This window comes from Caballeronia sp. RCC_10, from assembly GCF_041360715.1.
Lineage (GTDB): Bacteria > Pseudomonadota > Gammaproteobacteria > Burkholderiales > Burkholderiaceae > Caballeronia > Caballeronia grimmiae.
The window spans coordinates 259,675-275,364 of sequence record NZ_JBFUPT010000001.1; the positions used below are offsets into that span (position 1 = coordinate 259,675).

Genomic DNA, 15,690 nt, shown 5'->3' on the forward strand with positions numbered 1-15,690 from the left:
TCGCTCGAGCAAAAGCATTCGGCATTGAACGGCAAGGAGGACATCGTCATGGCAGTAGAGATCATCGTTCGTGAGACGAAAACCGGACTGGAAATCGTCAGCGGCCGCCGACGGCTCCACGCGCTGCTCGCCCTGCAGGATGAAGTGGTCGTGACGAGTCCCGGCATCGGCGAAATGGTGATCGCCCGCTTGCCCGATGGCCGCCTGCAAGGGTCCGCCAAACCGGAGCACGTCGCATTGTTCCGGCGGCACGACACGAGCGGCAATCCGAAAACGTTCGCGTAATAAAAAACCCGCTCGCAACGAGCGGGTTTCGGCGCTTGAACCGGCCATGCGACGATGCTGGCGCGGCTTCGGCGTTCAGTCGTCGCGCGCCGGATCGAGTCCGGGAAACAGCACGTCCGTGTAGCCGAACTTCGAGAAGTCGGTGATGCGCATCGGATAGAGCTTGCCGATCAGATGATCGCACTCGTGCTGCACGACGCGCGCGTGGAATCCGTCGGCGAGCCGTTCGATCGCCTGGCCGTACTGATCGAAGCCCTGATAGCGGATCATCGAGTACCGCTGAACCGCGCCGCGCAGCCCCGGCACGGACAGGCATCCTTCCCAGCCCTCCTCCATGTCGTGCCCGTTCGGCGTGATGATCGGGTTGATGAGCACCGTCTCCGGCACGGGCGGCGCGTCGGGATAACGCTCGGTATGCCCGAAGCCGAAGATGACCACCTGCAGGTCGACGCCGATCTGCGGCGCGGCAAGACCCGCGCCGTTGGCGTCGCGCATCGTGTCGAACATGTCCTGCACGAGCGTGTGCAGTTCCGGCGTGTCGAAATGTTCGACAGGCTGAGCGATGCGCAAAAGCCGCGGATCGCCCATTTTCAGGATTTCTCGGATCATGGAGTGACTCCTTCCAATAGCTTCTTCATGCCGTCTTCGTCGACAACGGGAACCCCGAGTTCCTCCGCCTTCGCGAGCTTGCTGCCCGCGTCCGCGCCCGCCACGACGTAGTCGGTCTTTTTCGATACGGAGCCGGCCACCTTCGCGCCGGCCGCTTCGAGCATTTCTTTCGCTTCCTCGCGCGAGAGCGTCGGCAGCGTGCCCGTCAGCACGACCGTCTTGCCCGCCAGCGCGCCCTGCGGCGCACGCGGCGCGGGCGGCCCTTCCGGCCACGACACCTTCGCGCGCAACTGCTCGATCACGTGCTGGTTATGCGCTTCGCTGAAGAAATTGTGAATGGCTTCGGCGACCACCGGGCCGACATCGTTGACTTCCAGCAATTGCTCGACGGACGCCGCGATGATTGGGTCCAGCGATCCAAAATGCTTCGCGAGATCCTTGGCCGTCGACTCTCCCACATGCCGAATGCCGAGCGCGTAGATGAAGCGCGCGAGCGTCGTGTGCCTCGCCTTTTCGAGCGAATCGAGCAGGTTCTGCGCGGATTTGTCGGCGAAGCGATCGAGCGCCGCGAGCGTCGAGAAGCCCAGATTGAAGAGATCGGCCGGCGTGCGAACCAGATTCTCTTCGACTAGCTGGTCGATGATCTTTTCGCCGAGGCCGTCGATGTCGAGCGCGCGGCGCTGCGCGAAGTGCCACAGCGCCTGCTTACGCTGCGCCGGGCAGAACAGGCCGCCCGTGCAGCGCGCGATGGCTTCGTCCGGCAGCCGTTCGATCTTCGAGCCGCACACCGGGCATTCGGTCGGCATGACGAACTCGCGGGCATCGTCGGGACGCCGGTCGAGAATCGCGCCGACCACTTCGGGGATCACGTCGCCCGCGCGCCGCACGATGACCGTATCGCCGATACGGATGTCCTTGCGGCGCACTTCGTCCTCGTTGTGCAGCGTGGCGTTCGTGACCGTCGCGCCGCCGACGAATATCGGCGCGAGGCGCGCGACCGGCGTGATCGCTCCCGTGCGGCCGACCTGCACGTCGATCGCGAGCAATTGCGTCAGCGCTTCCTGCGCCGGAAACTTGTGCGCGAGCGCAAAGCGCGGTGCGCGCGAGACGAAGCCGAGCTTGTCCTGTTCATCACGACGATTAACCTTGTAGACAACGCCGTCGATGTCGTACGGCAGCTTGTCGCGCTTCTCGCCCGTCTGGCGGAAGAAGCCGAGCAAGCCTTCCGCGCCCTCGACGACCGCGCGCTCCGCATTCACCGGCAGCCCCATTTCCTTGTACCAGTCGAGCAGCGCGGCGTGCGTGTCCGGCATTTCCGCGCCTTCGAGCACGCCGATGCCGTACGCGAAAAACGACAGCGGCCGTTGCGCCGTCATCTTCGGGTCGAGCTGACGCAAGCTGCCCGCCGCCGCATTGCGCGGATTGGCGAACTCGCGGTGGCCGGCATCGCGCTGGCGTGCGTTCAGGCGATCGAAATCGCGCTTGAACATCAGCGCTTCGCCGCGCACGTCGAGCCGCTTCGGCACGTTTTTGCCCTTGAGCGTCAGCGGAATCGAGCGGATGGTGCGCACGTTCGCCGTGACGTCCTCGCCGGTCGCACCGTCGCCGCGCGTGGAGGCCTGCACGAAGCGGCCATCGTCGTAACGCAGGGAGATGGCGAGACCGTCGAACTTGAGTTCGCACGCGTACTGCACCGGCGACACGCCCAATGCATCCGAGACGCGCTTGTCGAATGCGGCGATGTCCTCGTCCGCGAAGCCGTTGTTGAGCGACAGCATCGGCACGTCATGGACGACCGGCGTGAAACCCTCGGCGGCCTGCCCGCCCACGCGCTGCGTCGGCGAGTCCGGCGTGACGAGCGCCGGATGCTCCGCCTCGATGCCCTGCAGTTCCTTGAACAGCGTGTCGTATTCGGCGTCCGGCAGTTCCGGCTGGTCGAGCACGTAGTATGCGTAGTTCGCGCGTTCCAGCTCCGTGCGCAGCCACGCGGCGCGCTCTTCCGGCCGGTCGGCGCTGGGCACGGCGGCCTGGGACTTCGCGGTGGCGGCGGATTCGGCTTTGGTCTTGGCGGACATGCGGCTTCTTGTAGAGAAAGGTAAATCAGTCAATCGACCGGTCGATTGTCTCAGAAGATCGGAAAATCGTGGCATCGGCCGGACGGCATAGGCCGATTGGACGTGCGGTCGCGCGCACCAACGGAAAGCGCCCCACGGAAGGGGCGCAGTCGAAGCGAACACGCGCGCCGCCGATGCAGCGCGTCGAGGACAAGGACGGTTACTGGCTGAAGAGCCTGCGCGTCGCGGCCGAGCCTGCCGGAATGCCCGCTTGCTCGAGCTTCGCGTACAGCGTCATCAACTGCTTTTCGATGGCGAGCAGCGCCGATTCGGGCAACGGCCGGCGCTGATCATCGACGACGCGCGCCCCGATGCGCTCCGACAGCGACTTCGCGTAGTCGCACATCAGGCGGAACGGCAGGATGTCCTCGTCCGCGACCGGCACGTCCAGCACCAGCGTGATCATCTGGCCGCCCTTGTAGGTGAGGTCGTCGCGCAGGAAATTGGTATCGCCGAATTGAAGCATGAACACCGGGTTCTGCTTCGCGTCGAGCTTGACGAAGCGCGTGCCGTCGCGCGACAGCAGCAAGCCGTCCTGCGACGCGACCGCCTGCACGTAGTTGGCCGACCACGGCGCGCCGTCGGAGAGAATGTTGATGGACAACTGCGCGTCGCACTGGGCGGCGAAGGCGTCGAGTTCGCGCGCCATGCCGACGGTTTCCATCATGTCGGGGAATTCGGGCGCGCCATCGACGGCGTCGGCGAGACGCTGCACGCCGGTCACGAACTCCGAGAATTCCAGTTCATTGAGCGGGCCGCTGCGATTCGCGAGCTGCGCCGCCGCGCGCAGTTCGTCGTAGCGCACGCCGTGGCGCAACAGTTCCCACGTGCTCTCGCCTTCCGGCTTGCCCTCGATCGTCACCGGCTTCGTCCCCGCGCGACGCAGCCGCTGCGCGAGCGGAATGACGCGGTCGCCCGCGATGGGCGCGGCGAGCCGCACCGGCACCACGCAGTCGATGCGTCGATCCACCACCGCCGGCGGCGTCGACGAAATGGTCGTCGCGGCGGGCATCACGGGTTCGTTGCGCTCGTCTTCGTCGATGATCGCGGATTCGTCGGCGACACCGTTCGCAGACGTGGCCTCGGCCTGCAGGTCGACGGGCGTATCCGCCGGAGCAACGGGCGGCGTCACAACAGCGTGCGTCTCTTCGGATGCCGCCACGCCGCCGAAACTCGGTTCGACACGCACATCGCGCGGCGCTTCGTCGACCGCATCGCCTGCCACCGGCTCACGTCGCGCCGGGCGCACCGGCTCGATGAACGGATGCTCGTCGTCGGTTTCCTGGCGGGCGAGCGCATCGGCGGCTTCATCAGGCATCGGACGCGGCATCTTGCGCCGCACCTTCGCGCTTTGCCACGCGTTGTACACCACCACACCGCCCACTACCACGGCTCCCGCTCCGATCAAACCGAGTGTCAACTCGTCCATGCACGCTCCACATTCTTTTGAGTTAGGAAGCGCCGCGCGATCTGTCGCACGCATCTGCCGCGTTCCGGCTTTCGCCGCCGCCTGCCCGATGCGCGCCACTCCGCGCCTGCGCGCCTGGCCGGGACATCGCCCGGCCGTCGTTCAATCATTCAAATTCGCATGACGCTACGGCGTCAGCCATTCTGCGCAAAGCCCGCAGCGGCTTCCATGTCCACCGCCACGATGCGCGATACGCCCTGCTCCTGCATCGTCACGCCGATCAATTGCTGGGCCATCTCCATCGCAATCTTGTTGTGCGAGATGAACAGGAATTGCGTCTTGACCGACATCGCCCGCACGAGATTCGCGAAGCGTTCGGTGTTGGCGTCGTCGAGCGGCGCGTCCACTTCGTCGAGCAGACAGAACGGCGCGGGATTCAACTGGAACATCGCGAAGACGAGCGCCGTCGCGGTGAGCGCCTTTTCGCCGCCCGAAAGCAGGTGAATCGTCGAATTCTTCTTGCCGGGCGGCTGCGCCATAACCTGCACGCCGGCATCGAGGATTTCGTCGCCGGTCATGATGAGCTTCGCCTGACCGCCGCCGAAAAGACGCGGGAACAGATCGCCGAAGTGACGGTTCACCTCGTCGAACGTGCCTTGCAGCAACGAACGCGTTTCCTGGTCGATCTTCTGAATCGCGTCTTCGAGCGTGCCGATGGCGTTGTTCAGATCGGCCGACTGCGCGTCGAGGAAGTGCTTGCGCTCGGTCGCCGACGCGAGTTCTTCGAGCGCGGCCATGTTGACCGGGCCGAGCGCGACGATCGCGTTGTTCAGGCGCGTGACTTCGCCCTGCAGATACGACGGCTTCATGTCCGGCGTGAGCTTCGCCTGCAGTTCGGCTTCGTCGACGCCCGCTGCCTGCAGTTGCTCGACGAACTGCTCGCCGCTAATGCGCGCCGCCTGCTCCTTCAACTGCAATTCGTTGATCCTGTCGCGCAGCGGCTGCAGCGAGCGCTCGGCGAAAAGACGCTGTTCGTCGGACTGACGCAGCCGCGCGGTCAGATCGTCCAGTTCGATGCGCGCCGCATGCAGCGATTCCTCGCGCGCCGCACGCACTTCGAGCGCGTCCTGCAAGCCGGTCTGCGCCGTCTGCTCGTTGATGGTTTCAAGTTCCGCGCGCGCATCTTCCAGCGCGCCCGCGACGCGTTCGCTCTGATCCTGCGCCGTCTCGATGTTGCGCTCGTATTCCGCGATCTTCGCGGCAAGACCGCGCACGGCGAAGCTCGCGTCGCTTGCGGCGCGCTCCAGTTCGCGCAACTCGTGGCGCGCGCTCGTGAGCGCTTCGTCGAGCGATTCGAACGCGAGCTGGTTGTCCTCGAAGCGCGCCTGCAACTGCGCGATTTCCGCGTCGTGCTGTTCGAACGCCGCTTCGGACTCTGCCCGCAGCGCGCGTTGCTCGTCGATCTGCGCGACGATTTCTTCCAGTTCCTCGCCGATCTGCGTGCTGCGCTGCGTGTAGCGCTCGTGCGCCTGCGCGAGCTTCAGCACGTCCAGTTGCAGCGCATGCACGCGCTGCGTCGCGCGCTCGGCGGCGGCGCGGGCATCGGCGAGTGCTTGCGATGCCTGAGTGTGTGCGGCATCGGCGCGCACCGCGTTGGACTTCGCTTCATCGGCGAGCAGCGCCTGCGCGCGCACCTGCCGCGTGAGATTTTCGATTTCCTGCGCGCGGGCCAGCATGCCGGACTGCTCGGAATCAGCCGCATAGAGCTGGACGCCGACGCGCGTCACCGTATGCCCCGCCTTCACGACGAACGCGCCGCCTTCCGGCAACTGCGAGCGCATGGCGAGCGCCTGCGCGATGTCGTCCGCGATGAAAGTCGCGCCGAGCCATTCGTTCAGCACCGCGCGCAAGCCCGGATCGTCGATGCGCACGAGCGACAGCAACGGCCGCAAGCCCTGCGGCGCGTCGAGCGGCTTGCCCGCGACGGGCGGCGAATAGAACGCGAGCTTGGCGGGCGGCGCGTCGGTGGCGAACGCCTTCACCCAGTCCAGATTCGATACTTCGAGCGCCGCGAGCCGCTCGCGCAGCACCGCTTCGAGCGCCGCTTCCCAACCGGCTTCGACATGCAGCTTCTTCCACAGACGCGGCAGCGCGCCGAGTTCGTGCTTGTCGAGCCACGGCTGAATCTTGCCTTCCGTCTGGACGCTTTCCTGAAGCTGCTTCAGCGCGGCAAGGCGCGCTTCCAGCTGGTGAATCTGCGCGCTTTCCGCCTGCACGCGCTCTTGCGCCGCGCGGCGTTCCGCGTCGAGGCGCGGCACGGTTTCCTGCGCATCGGCGAGGCGCGCCTGAGCTTCGGCGAGCACCTCTTCGTTCTCGGCAAGCTGCATCCGCAATTCTTCGAGTTGCGCTTCGTCGGGCGCGTCGAGGCCGCTCGCTTCGTTCTTCAGACGCTCCTGGCGCTGCTGCAATTGCTGAAGCTGCTGATCCGCGTTGCGCTGATGCGCCGCTTCGAGCTTGAGCGCCTGTTCCGCGCGCGCGATGCCCGCACGTTCCTCGTTCAGTTGCGCCTGTGCATCGCGCCAGCGGGCTTCGAGAGCGGGCAATGCGTCGTGCTTCGCGGCGGCGTTTTCTTGCGCGATGGCGGCCTTCTCTTCGCCTTCGGCCAGCGCTTCGGATGCGGTCTCGATCTCGTCGCGCGCCTTTCGCGCCTGCATCTGCCACTGCTCGCGCTGCGCACTGAGCGCGGCGATCTGCGCCTGCACGCGATTGCGCGACTCGACGATGAACTTGATTTCCGCTTCCAGCCGGCTCACTTCGGCGTTGGCTTCGTAGAGCGCGCCTTGCGCGCCCTGCATCGCGTCGCTCGCACTGTAGTGCGCGACACGAAGCGTTTCCAGTTGCGCTTCCACTTCCCGCAGACGCGCCGTCTGTGCTTCGAGTTCGACCTGCGCTTCGCGGATGGCGCGCTGCTGCCGCTCCGCCTCGTTGCCGGCTTCGTTCTTGCGCAACAGCCACAGCAGGCGCTGCTTCTCTTCGCCTTCGGCCTGCAGTTGCTTGTACTTGGTCGCGACGATCGCCTGCCCTTCGAGCTTCTCGAGATTCGTCGTCAGTTCGCGGACGATGTCCTCCACGCGCGTCAGGTTCTCGCGCGTATCGTGCAGACGGTTTTCGGTCTCGCGGCGGCGTTCCTTGTACTTCGACACGCCCGCGGCTTCTTCGAGGAACACGCGCAGTTCTTCCGGCTTCGCTTCGATGATGCGCGCGATCATGCCCTGTCCGATGATCGCGTAGGCGCGCGGACCGAGACCGGTGCCGAGGAAGATATCCTGAATGTCGCGGCGTCGCGCGGGCAGGTTGTTGATGTAGTAGCTGGAGGTGCCGTCGCGTGTCAGCACGCGTTTCACGGCGATCTCGCCGTAGGCGCTCCACTGTCCGGCGGCGCGGCCATCGGCGTTGTCGAAGATGAGTTCGACGCTGGCGCGGCTGCCGGGCTTGCGCGCGGTCGATCCGTTGAAGATGACGTCCTGCATCGACTCGCCGCGCAATTCGGATGCGCGCGATTCGCCGAGCACCCAGCGCACGGCGTCGATGATATTGGACTTGCCGCAGCCATTCGGCCCAACGACGCCGACGAGCTGGCCGGGAACCTGGAAATGCGTGGGATCGACGAAGGACTTGAAACCAGCGAGTTTGATCGAAGTCAGACGCACGGCGATATCGCTGTTTGGAGTGAAGGACGGAGGGTGAGTTGCAGACGGGCGGCGGCGCGGCCCATCGCGTGTATTCGTCTCATGCCCGCGAGAGCCTTTCCGCCCGGTCGCGAGCGGACACCATCATACCATCGCGCGTGTCGGTTTCTTCTCGCTCGCGGCCTCGAGCGACGGCGCGGGCGATGCTTCGACGACCTCCCGCGTCTGCCGATGCACCCACGCCGACAGCACGCACGCCGCCACGATGCACGCGCCGCCCGCCCACTCGCGCGGCCCCGGCACTTCGCCCGCGAAGAGCCACGACGACAGCGCCGTCACGACCAGTTCGAACAGCATGATGATCGACGCGCGATTGGCCGGCACGCGCGCCAGCCCGATCTGCACGATGACGTTGTTCACTGCCAGCACGACGCCCAGCCCGATCACGATGAACGCCACCGTGCCCATCTGCGATGCGGCGGGCGGCGTCGGCATCGGTTCGAAAAAGCTCACGAGCGTGGCGACGACGGCCGCGCCGCCGAAGATCACCGCCGTGCGCATCTCGGGCTTCATGCGGGGCATCGTTCGCGTGATCCTGACGACGAGCACGTTGCTCATCGCGAAGCCCATGCCGCCCATCAGGCCCGCCCACTCCGCGAGATTCGCGGGCAGCGGCATGCCGAGAGAGGGCGACCAGAGCATGGTCAGTGCGCCTGCGAGCGACAGCATCGACAGCGCGGCGTCGGCGCGCGTGAGGCGATCCTTCAGAATGAAATGCGCGAACACCGCCGTCCATGCGGGCGTCAAGTAGAAGAGCAGCAGCACGCGCATCACCTGACCGTGAATCGCGCCCCACACGAAACCGACGCTCGTCATGCCCGCCGCCAGCCCCAGCGCGACGAGCAGCCAGTGCCACGAAATCGTGCTGATCGCGCGTCGTCTCAGCAATAGGACGCACAGACACGCCGCGCCGCTCGTCGCCGCGCTGGCGACGGTGCCGGTGAGGCCCATCGACGCGAGCATGCGCATCGGATACCAGACGACGCCCCATACCGATGCACCGAGCATGATCGCGAGCGTCGGCAGCGCGTCGTGGAATCGGCGGGTCATGGCCGGGCTCCTGCGCCCGCTCGTTCGTTTCGGTGATGAGTCGTCATCTTGTCGTTCGTTGCCTCGCGGCCCTTTGCTGCAAAGGCGCGGGGTATAATCGTGCGCTTCGTCAGTGTCTTTATCGTGCCGCCGCAGCGGGTCTTCCAATGGCCTCGTCACGCCGGCACGCATGGCGCTTCGCCGCCGCTCCGATCGCCTGTTTTCCGTTCACTCGTCGTTCATCGCTTACCGGTCACGCCGTGAATCCACTTCTTCAGACACTCCAGCCGTATCCGTTCGAAAAGCTCCGCGCGCTCTTCAAAGGCATCGAGCCGCGCGCCGGGTTCACGCCGATCAGCTTCGGCATCGGCGAGCCGAAGCATCCGACGCCCGAGTTGATCCGCGATGCCGTCGTCAATTCGCTCGATGGCCTCGCGGCCTATCCACCGACGCTCGGAAGCGAACCGCTGCGCGAAGCCATCGCCGCGTGGGCTCGCGCGCGCTACGGTCTCGAATCGCTCGATGCGGCCACCGAAGTGCTGCCGGTGTCAGGCTCGCGCGAGGCGCTGTTCGCGCTCGCGCAGGCGGTCATCGACAGCCGCAGCACGCCTGAACTGCGCGAAGCCGAACCGCCGATCGTACTCTGTCCCAACCCGTTCTATCAAATCTACGAAGGCGCGGCGCTGCTCGCCGGCGCGCAGCCGTACTTCGTGAACAGCGATCCGGCGCGCAACTTCGCGTGCGATTACTCGGCCGTGCCCGACGACATCTGGGCGCGCACGCAACTGCTCTATGTCTGCTCGCCGGGCAACCCGACGGGCGCCGTGCTGACGCTCGACAACTGGCGCGAACTGTTCGCGCTGTCGGACAAGCATGGCTTCGTGATCGCGTCCGACGAATGTTATTCGGAGATCTACTTCGACGAAGCGCATCCGCCGCTCGGCGGCCTCGAAGCCGCGCGCCTGCTCGGTCGCGGCTTCGAGCGCCTCGTGATGCTGTCGAGCCTGTCGAAACGATCGAACGTGCCGGGCATGCGTTCGGGCTTCGTCGCGGGCGACGCGGCCATCCTCAAGCAATTCCTGCTGTATCGCACGTATCACGGCGCTGCGCTGTCCACCGTGTTTCAGCGCGCGAGCATCGCCGCGTGGCGGGATGAAACGCACGTGCGCGACAACCGCGCGAAGTATGTGAGCAAATTCAATACGGTGACGCCGATGCTCGCCGAGGTGCTGGACGTCCGTCTTCCCGACGCTGCGTTCTACCTCTGGGCGAACGTTTCGCGCACCGGACTCACCGATACCCAGTTCGCGGCGCGTCTCTACGCCGACTATAATGTGACGGTTCTGCCGGGCTCCTATCTCGCTCGTCCCGCGCATGGCACGAATCCCGGCGAAGGGTTCGTCCGCGTCGCGCTCGTCGCGGGCGTCGAGGAATGTGTCGAGGGCGCCCGCCGCATCGTCGAATTCTGCCGCACGCTCAAGTCCTGACGGGCGCTGCCGGTCCATCACTCCATCCTTGATATCACTATGTCGCAACAACTTCAGAGCATCATCGACAACGCCTGGGAAAACCGCGCCGAGCTTTCGCCGAAAGCCGCGCCGGCCGAAGTCCGCGACGCGGTCGCGCACGCCATCGAACAGCTCGACAAGGGCGCATTGCGCGTGGCCGAGAAGCGCGACGGCGACTGGGTCGTCAATCAATGGCTGAAGAAGGCCGTGCTGCTGTCGTTCCGCCTGGAAGACAACGCGCCGATGGCCGCCGGCGGATACTCGCAGTTCTACGACAAGGTGCCCTCGAAGTTCGCGAACTACACCGCCGAAGACTTCGCGGCGGGCGGCTTCCGCGTGGTGCCGCCGGCCATCGCGCGCCGCGGCTCGTTCATCGCGAAGAACGTCGTGCTGATGCCGTCGTACACCAACATCGGCGCTTACGTCGATGAAGGCACGATGGTCGACACCTGGGCCACCGTCGGCTCGTGCGCGCAGATCGGCAAGAACGTGCACCTGTCGGGCGGCGTGGGCATCGGCGGCGTGCTGGAGCCGCTGCAGGCGAACCCGGTCATCATCGAGGACAACTGCTTCATCGGCGCGCGCTCGGAAGTGGTGGAAGGCGTGATCGTCGAAGAAAACTCCGTCATCTCGATGGGCGTTTATCTCGGCCAGTCGACCAAGATCTACGACCGCGAAACGGGCGAAGTCACGTATGGCCGCATTCCGGCGGGCTCGGTGGTGGTCGCGGGCAATCTGCCGTCGAAGGACGGCTCGCATAGCCTGTACTGCGCGGTCATCGTGAAGAAGGTCGACGCCAAGACGCGCGCCAAGGTCGGCCTGAACGAACTGCTGCGAGGCGACTGATTTGGCCAAGACGACTGTCGTGTACGGCATTCCGAACTGCGACTCGGTGAAGAAGGCGCGGGTGTGGCTCGAAGAGCGCGGCGTGCCGTTCGAATTTCACGACTTCAAGAAAGCCGGCGTGAACGAGCAGCTGGTTCAGGACTGGTTGAAGGACGTGCCAGTCGATCAGCTCATCAACAAGCGCGGCACCACCTGGCGCGGGCTGTCGGACGTCCACAAGGCCGAAGCCGACACGACTGCCGGCGCGATCGCGTTGATGATTCACAAGCCGTCGATCATCAAGCGGCCGGTCATCGTCGTGAACGGCCGCGTGAAGACGCTCGGCTTCTCGGCCGAGCAGTACGAGACGCTCTTCGCGTGATGCGTGGCGATGGCTCTCACGGACGCCATCGCTCGCCTCGACGTAGAACCGCTTGCCGGCCGCCGCGCCGGCATTTTTTATCGCTGTCCAGAAGCAGGCCCAACCATGTCCGGCACTCTCTCCCTTACCGAAGCCCTGATCGCGCGGGCCTCCGTCACGCCCGACGATCGCGATTGCCAGTCGCTGATGATCGAACGCCTGTCCGCTGCCGGCTTCGTGTGCGAAACCATCGCGTCGGGCGGCGTCACGAATCTGTGGGCCGTGAAGCGCGGCACGGATGGCGCGGCGGCCAAACTGCTCGCGTTCGCCGGACACACCGACGTCGTGCCGACCGGTCCCGTCGAGCAATGGACTTCGCCGCCCTTTTCGCCGACCCATCGCGACGGCAAGCTCTATGGGCGCGGCGCCGCCGACATGAAGGCGTCCCTGGCGGCGTTCGTCGTGTCGAGCGAGGAGTTCGTCGCGAAGCATCCGGAGCATCGCGGTTCGATCGCGCTGCTCATCACGAGCGATGAAGAAGGCCCCGCAACCGACGGCACCGTGAAAGTTGTCGAAGCGTTGAAGGCGCGCGGCGAGCGGCTCGATTACTGCATCGTCGGCGAGCCGACTTCGAACGAAACGCTCGGCGACACGGTCAAGAACGGGCGGCGCGGCTCAATGACAGGCAAGCTCGTCGTGAAGGGCGTGCAGGGGCACATTGCATATCCGCATCTCGCGAAGAATCCGATTCATCTGCTCGCGCCCGCGCTCGCCGAACTCGTCGCCGTCCGCTGGGACGAAGGCAACGAATACTTTCCGCCGACCACCTGGCAGGTGTCGAACCTGCACTCGGGCACCGGAGCGACCAACGTCATTCCCGGCCAGGCCGAGCTGATTTTCAACTTCCGCTTTTCGACGGCCAGCACGGTCGAGGGCCTGCAAGGCCGCGTGAATGCAATCCTCGACAAGCACGCGCTCGACTACGATCTGACGTGGACCGTGAGCGGCCTGCCCTTCCTGACGCCGCGCGGCGCGCTGTCGGACGCGCTCGACAAGGCAATCCGCGCGGAAACCGGCGTGCAGCCGGAACTGTCGACCACAGGCGGCACGTCCGATGGCCGCTTCATCGCGCGCATCTGCGAGCAAGTGGTGGAATTCGGCCCGCCGAACGGCAGCATCCACAAGATCGACGAACATGTCGAAGTGCGATTCATCGAGCCGCTTAAGAACGTGTATCGCCGCGTGCTCGAAGAGCTGATCGCCTGAATTCATTCGTACAACAACAAGGAGCCTTCGATGGCGCTACCCTTTCTCACCGTGCGCGACCTGCTGCGTTTCGGCGTCTCGCGCTTCACCGAAGCGGGCCTCTCGTTCGGCCACGGCTCGACCAACGCCTATGACGAAGCCGCGTATCTGATTCTGCATACGCTGCATCTGCCGCTCGACACGCTCGATCCGTTTCTCGACGCGCGCCTGCTCGACAGCGAGATCGACGCCGTGACGCAGGTGATCGAACGCCGCGCGAAAGAGCGCGTGCCGGCTGCGTACATCACGCACGAAGCATGGATGCACGGCCAGCGTTTTTATGTCGATGAGCGCGTGATCGTGCCGCGCTCGTTCATCGGCGAATTGCTGCAGGACGGCTTGCAGCCCTACGTGGCCGATCCCGACCACGTCACGCGCGTGCTCGAACTGTGCACGGGCTCCGGCTGCCTTGCGATTCTCGCCGCGCAAGCATTCGAAAACGCCGATGTCGATGCCGTCGACATCTCCGCCGATGCGCTCGCCGTCGCGCGCCGCAACGTCGACGACTACGGCCTGCAAGACCGCGTGACGCTGTACGAAGGCGATCTGTACGCGCCGCTGCCCGAAGCGCGCTACGAGGTCATCATCACGAATCCGCCGTATGTGAACGCGACCGCGATGCAGTCCCTGCCCGCGGAATACCGCCATGAGCCGGAACTCGCGCTCGCAGGGGGCGACGACGGCATGGACATCGTGCGGCGCATCGTGCGCGACGCCAGCAAGTGGCTGACCGAGGACGGCGTGCTCGTCGTGGAAATCGGCAACGAGCGGGCGAACGTCGAGGCGGCGTTCGGCGGCCTCGATCTCGTCTGGCTCTCGACCAGCGCCGGCGACGACAACGTGTTCCTCATCCAGGCGGCCGATCTGCCCGCGCAAGTCTGACGCGCAAGGCGCGTTTCAGACCAGCAAGGTTCGGTAAGATGTCGCATCGCCGCCGACGCGGTGATGCATCATCCCCATCCGCGCGCCCGGGCGCGGGACGTATCGAACCTTGCGCACCCCTATGCAAGCAGCAGACTGGCTCCACGTCGGCACGCTCGTGATGGCCGCGCATGTGCTCGGCGTCATCGCCGCCGTGCACGCGGTTATTCACACGCGCACGTCGCAAGGCGCGGTCGCGTGGGCGGTGTCGCTCGTCGCGATGCCGTATCTCACGCTCATCCCCTACCTGTTTCTCGGCCGCAGCAAGTTCGCCGATTACATCGACGAGCGGCGGCTCGAATACGAAATTCTGCGCAACCGCACCAAGCCCGCCGAGTGGGACTCGCAGGAGCGCAGCGACGCGTCCGAAACCGGTATCGTGCCGCTCGATTCGCCCGGCGCGCGCGGCGAACTTTTGCCGGGGCCCGCCGACCATCTCGGCAATCCGACGATCCGCACGCTTCAGCGGCTATCCGGCATGCCGTTTCTGCGCGGCAATTCGGTGCGCGTGCTCGTCAACGGCGACGCCACGTTCTCCGCGATTCTCGAAGCGATCGAAGCCGCCGAGCGCTATATCGTCGTGCAGTTTTTCATCGTGCGCGCGGATGCGCTCGGCGACATGCTGCGCGATGCGCTCATCGCGAAGGCCCAGGCGGGCGTGCGCGTCTATTTCCTCTACGACAGCATCGGCAGCTTCGACTTGCCGCATCGCTACGTGCACGCGCTGCGTGCGGGCGGCGTGGAGGCGCATCCGTTCGCGACCAAGCGCAAGTTCGTGCACCGCTTTCAGATCAACTTCCGCAATCATCGGAAGATCGTCGTGGTCGACGGCAAGCGCGCGTTCGTCGGCGGCCACAACGTGGGCGTCGAGTATCTCGGCGGCAATCCGCGCCTTTCCCCGTGGCGCGACACGCATGTCGAAGTGCGCGGCCCGGCGATCGCGAGCATCCAGTTCGTCTTCACCGAAGACTGGTACTGGGCGACGCAGCGTCTTCCCGAACTCGGCCCCGCGCCGCATGCCGACGAGGACATGCACTGCATGGTGCTGTCGAGCGGCCCCGCCGACAAGCAGGAGACCTGCTCGCTGTTTTTCGTCGAGGCGATCAACGCGGCGCGCGAGCGCATCTGGATCACATCGCCTTATCTGATTCCCGACGAAGCGGTGTTCTCGGCGCTACGGCTCGCCGTGATGCGCGGCGTGGACGTGCGCATCCTGATTCCGAGCCGGCGCGATCATCGCGTGGTGTTCGCGGCCTCGCGGCTCTATGCGTACGATCTCGTGCAGGCCGGCGTGCGCATCTTCCGCTACAAGCCGGGCTTCCTGCATCAGAAGGTCGTGCTCGTGGACGACATCGCCGCGTCGGTCGGCAGCGCGAATCTCGACAACCGTTCTTTCAGGCTCAACTTCGAGATCACGGTGCTGACCGTCGATCATGCCTTCGCGAGGCAGGTCGAGAGCATGCTGCTCATCGACTTTGCGCACGCGTATGAGATCGACGAAAACGACTATCTCGCCTTCGCGTTCTGGCATCGGATGGCGATGCACGTCGCCCGGCTGTTTTCGCCGATTCTCTGA

At 65.5% G+C, this 15,690-nt stretch carries 12 protein-coding genes; 7 read left to right on the forward strand and 5 right to left on the reverse strand.

Translation table 11 applies throughout. The features are described 5' to 3' along the window. Positions 1-48: 48 nt before the first annotated feature. Positions 49-285, forward strand: a complete 237-nt coding sequence (locus tag AB6804_RS01240) for a hypothetical protein (protein ID WP_244792543.1) — start codon at positions 49-51, stop codon at positions 283-285. A 75-nt stretch (positions 286-360) separates the two neighbouring features. On the opposite strand, the gene def is transcribed toward AB6804_RS01240, so the two are convergent. The 5 genes from def to AB6804_RS01265 all read right to left on the reverse strand — a co-directional run bounded on the left by def (position 361) and on the right by AB6804_RS01265 (position 9,215). Next, complete coding sequence (def, locus tag AB6804_RS01245) at positions 361-894, reverse strand: peptide deformylase (protein WP_370884909.1); 534 nt, start codon at positions 892-894, stop codon at positions 361-363. Beyond that, positions 891-2,969: an NAD-dependent DNA ligase LigA gene (ligA, locus tag AB6804_RS01250; protein ID WP_370884910.1), complete on the reverse strand. Its 2,079-nt coding sequence runs from the start codon at positions 2,967-2,969 to the stop codon at positions 891-893. The genes def and ligA overlap by 4 nt, the downstream gene beginning before the upstream one ends. A gap of 199 nt (positions 2,970-3,168) precedes the next feature. Next, positions 3,169-4,437, reverse strand: a complete 1,269-nt coding sequence (locus tag AB6804_RS01255) for a cell division protein ZipA C-terminal FtsZ-binding domain-containing protein (RefSeq protein WP_370884911.1) — start codon at positions 4,435-4,437, stop codon at positions 3,169-3,171. Between the two features lie 173 nt (positions 4,438-4,610). Further along, the gene (gene smc / locus AB6804_RS01260) at positions 4,611-8,126 is read right to left on the reverse strand and encodes a chromosome segregation protein SMC (RefSeq protein ID WP_370884912.1); all 3,516 of its coding nucleotides are present in this window, start codon (positions 8,124-8,126) and stop codon (positions 4,611-4,613) included. A 123-nt stretch (positions 8,127-8,249) separates the two neighbouring features. Then, positions 8,250-9,215 carry a DMT family transporter gene (locus AB6804_RS01265; protein ID WP_370884913.1) on the reverse strand — a complete coding sequence of 322 codons (966 nt, stop codon included), beginning with the start codon at positions 9,213-9,215 and terminating at the stop codon, positions 8,250-8,252. Between the two features lie 239 nt (positions 9,216-9,454). Here AB6804_RS01265 and dapC point away from each other — a divergent pair, with 239 nt between their 5' ends. The 6 genes from dapC to cls all read left to right on the forward strand — a co-directional run bounded on the left by dapC (position 9,455) and on the right by cls (position 15,690). After that, on the forward strand, positions 9,455-10,681 hold the full coding sequence (dapC, locus tag AB6804_RS01270; protein WP_370884914.1) for a succinyldiaminopimelate transaminase: 1,227 nt from the start codon (positions 9,455-9,457) through the stop codon (positions 10,679-10,681). Between the two features lie 39 nt (positions 10,682-10,720). Beyond that, positions 10,721-11,548, forward strand: a complete 828-nt coding sequence (dapD, locus tag AB6804_RS01275; protein ID WP_370884915.1) for a 2,3,4,5-tetrahydropyridine-2,6-dicarboxylate N-succinyltransferase — start codon at positions 10,721-10,723, stop codon at positions 11,546-11,548. A 1-nt stretch (position 11,549) separates the two neighbouring features. Continuing rightward, positions 11,550-11,909, forward strand: coding sequence for an ArsC family reductase (locus tag AB6804_RS01280; protein WP_035966936.1), 360 nt, complete (start codon positions 11,550-11,552; stop codon positions 11,907-11,909). Between the two features lie 105 nt (positions 11,910-12,014). Then, positions 12,015-13,154 carry a succinyl-diaminopimelate desuccinylase gene (dapE, locus tag AB6804_RS01285; protein WP_370884916.1) on the forward strand — a complete coding sequence of 380 codons (1,140 nt, stop codon included), beginning with the start codon at positions 12,015-12,017 and terminating at the stop codon, positions 13,152-13,154. 30 nt (positions 13,155-13,184) lie between these two features. Further along, positions 13,185-14,075: a 50S ribosomal protein L3 N(5)-glutamine methyltransferase gene (gene prmB / locus AB6804_RS01290; protein WP_370884917.1), complete on the forward strand. Its 891-nt coding sequence runs from the start codon at positions 13,185-13,187 to the stop codon at positions 14,073-14,075. A gap of 121 nt (positions 14,076-14,196) precedes the next feature. Further along, positions 14,197-15,690 carry a cardiolipin synthase gene (gene cls, locus AB6804_RS01295; RefSeq protein WP_370884918.1) on the forward strand — a complete coding sequence of 498 codons (1,494 nt, stop codon included), beginning with the start codon at positions 14,197-14,199 and terminating at the stop codon, positions 15,688-15,690.

Bases quoted from the DNA above. Each gene is read 5' to 3' on its own strand.
- prmB (WP_370884917.1), top strand. From the start codon at position 13,185: ATGGCGCTACCCTTTCTCACCGTGCGCGACCTGCTGCGTTTCGGCGTC.
- AB6804_RS01240 (WP_244792543.1), top strand. From the start codon at position 49: ATGGCAGTAGAGATCATCGTTCGTGAGACGAAAACCGGACTGGAAATC.
- dapD (WP_370884915.1), top strand. From the start codon at position 10,721: ATGTCGCAACAACTTCAGAGCATCATCGACAACGCCTGGGAAAACCGC.
- AB6804_RS01265 (WP_370884913.1), bottom strand. From the start codon at position 9,215: ATGACCCGCCGATTCCACGACGCGCTGCCGACGCTCGCGATCATGCTC.
- def (WP_370884909.1), bottom strand. From the start codon at position 894: ATGATCCGAGAAATCCTGAAAATGGGCGATCCGCGGCTTTTGCGCATC.
- dapE (WP_370884916.1), top strand. From the start codon at position 12,015: ATGTCCGGCACTCTCTCCCTTACCGAAGCCCTGATCGCGCGGGCCTCC.
- cls (WP_370884918.1), top strand. From the start codon at position 14,197: ATGCAAGCAGCAGACTGGCTCCACGTCGGCACGCTCGTGATGGCCGCG.
- AB6804_RS01255 (WP_370884911.1), bottom strand. From the start codon at position 4,437: ATGGACGAGTTGACACTCGGTTTGATCGGAGCGGGAGCCGTGGTAGTG.
- ligA (WP_370884910.1), bottom strand. From the start codon at position 2,969: ATGTCCGCCAAGACCAAAGCCGAATCCGCCGCCACCGCGAAGTCCCAG.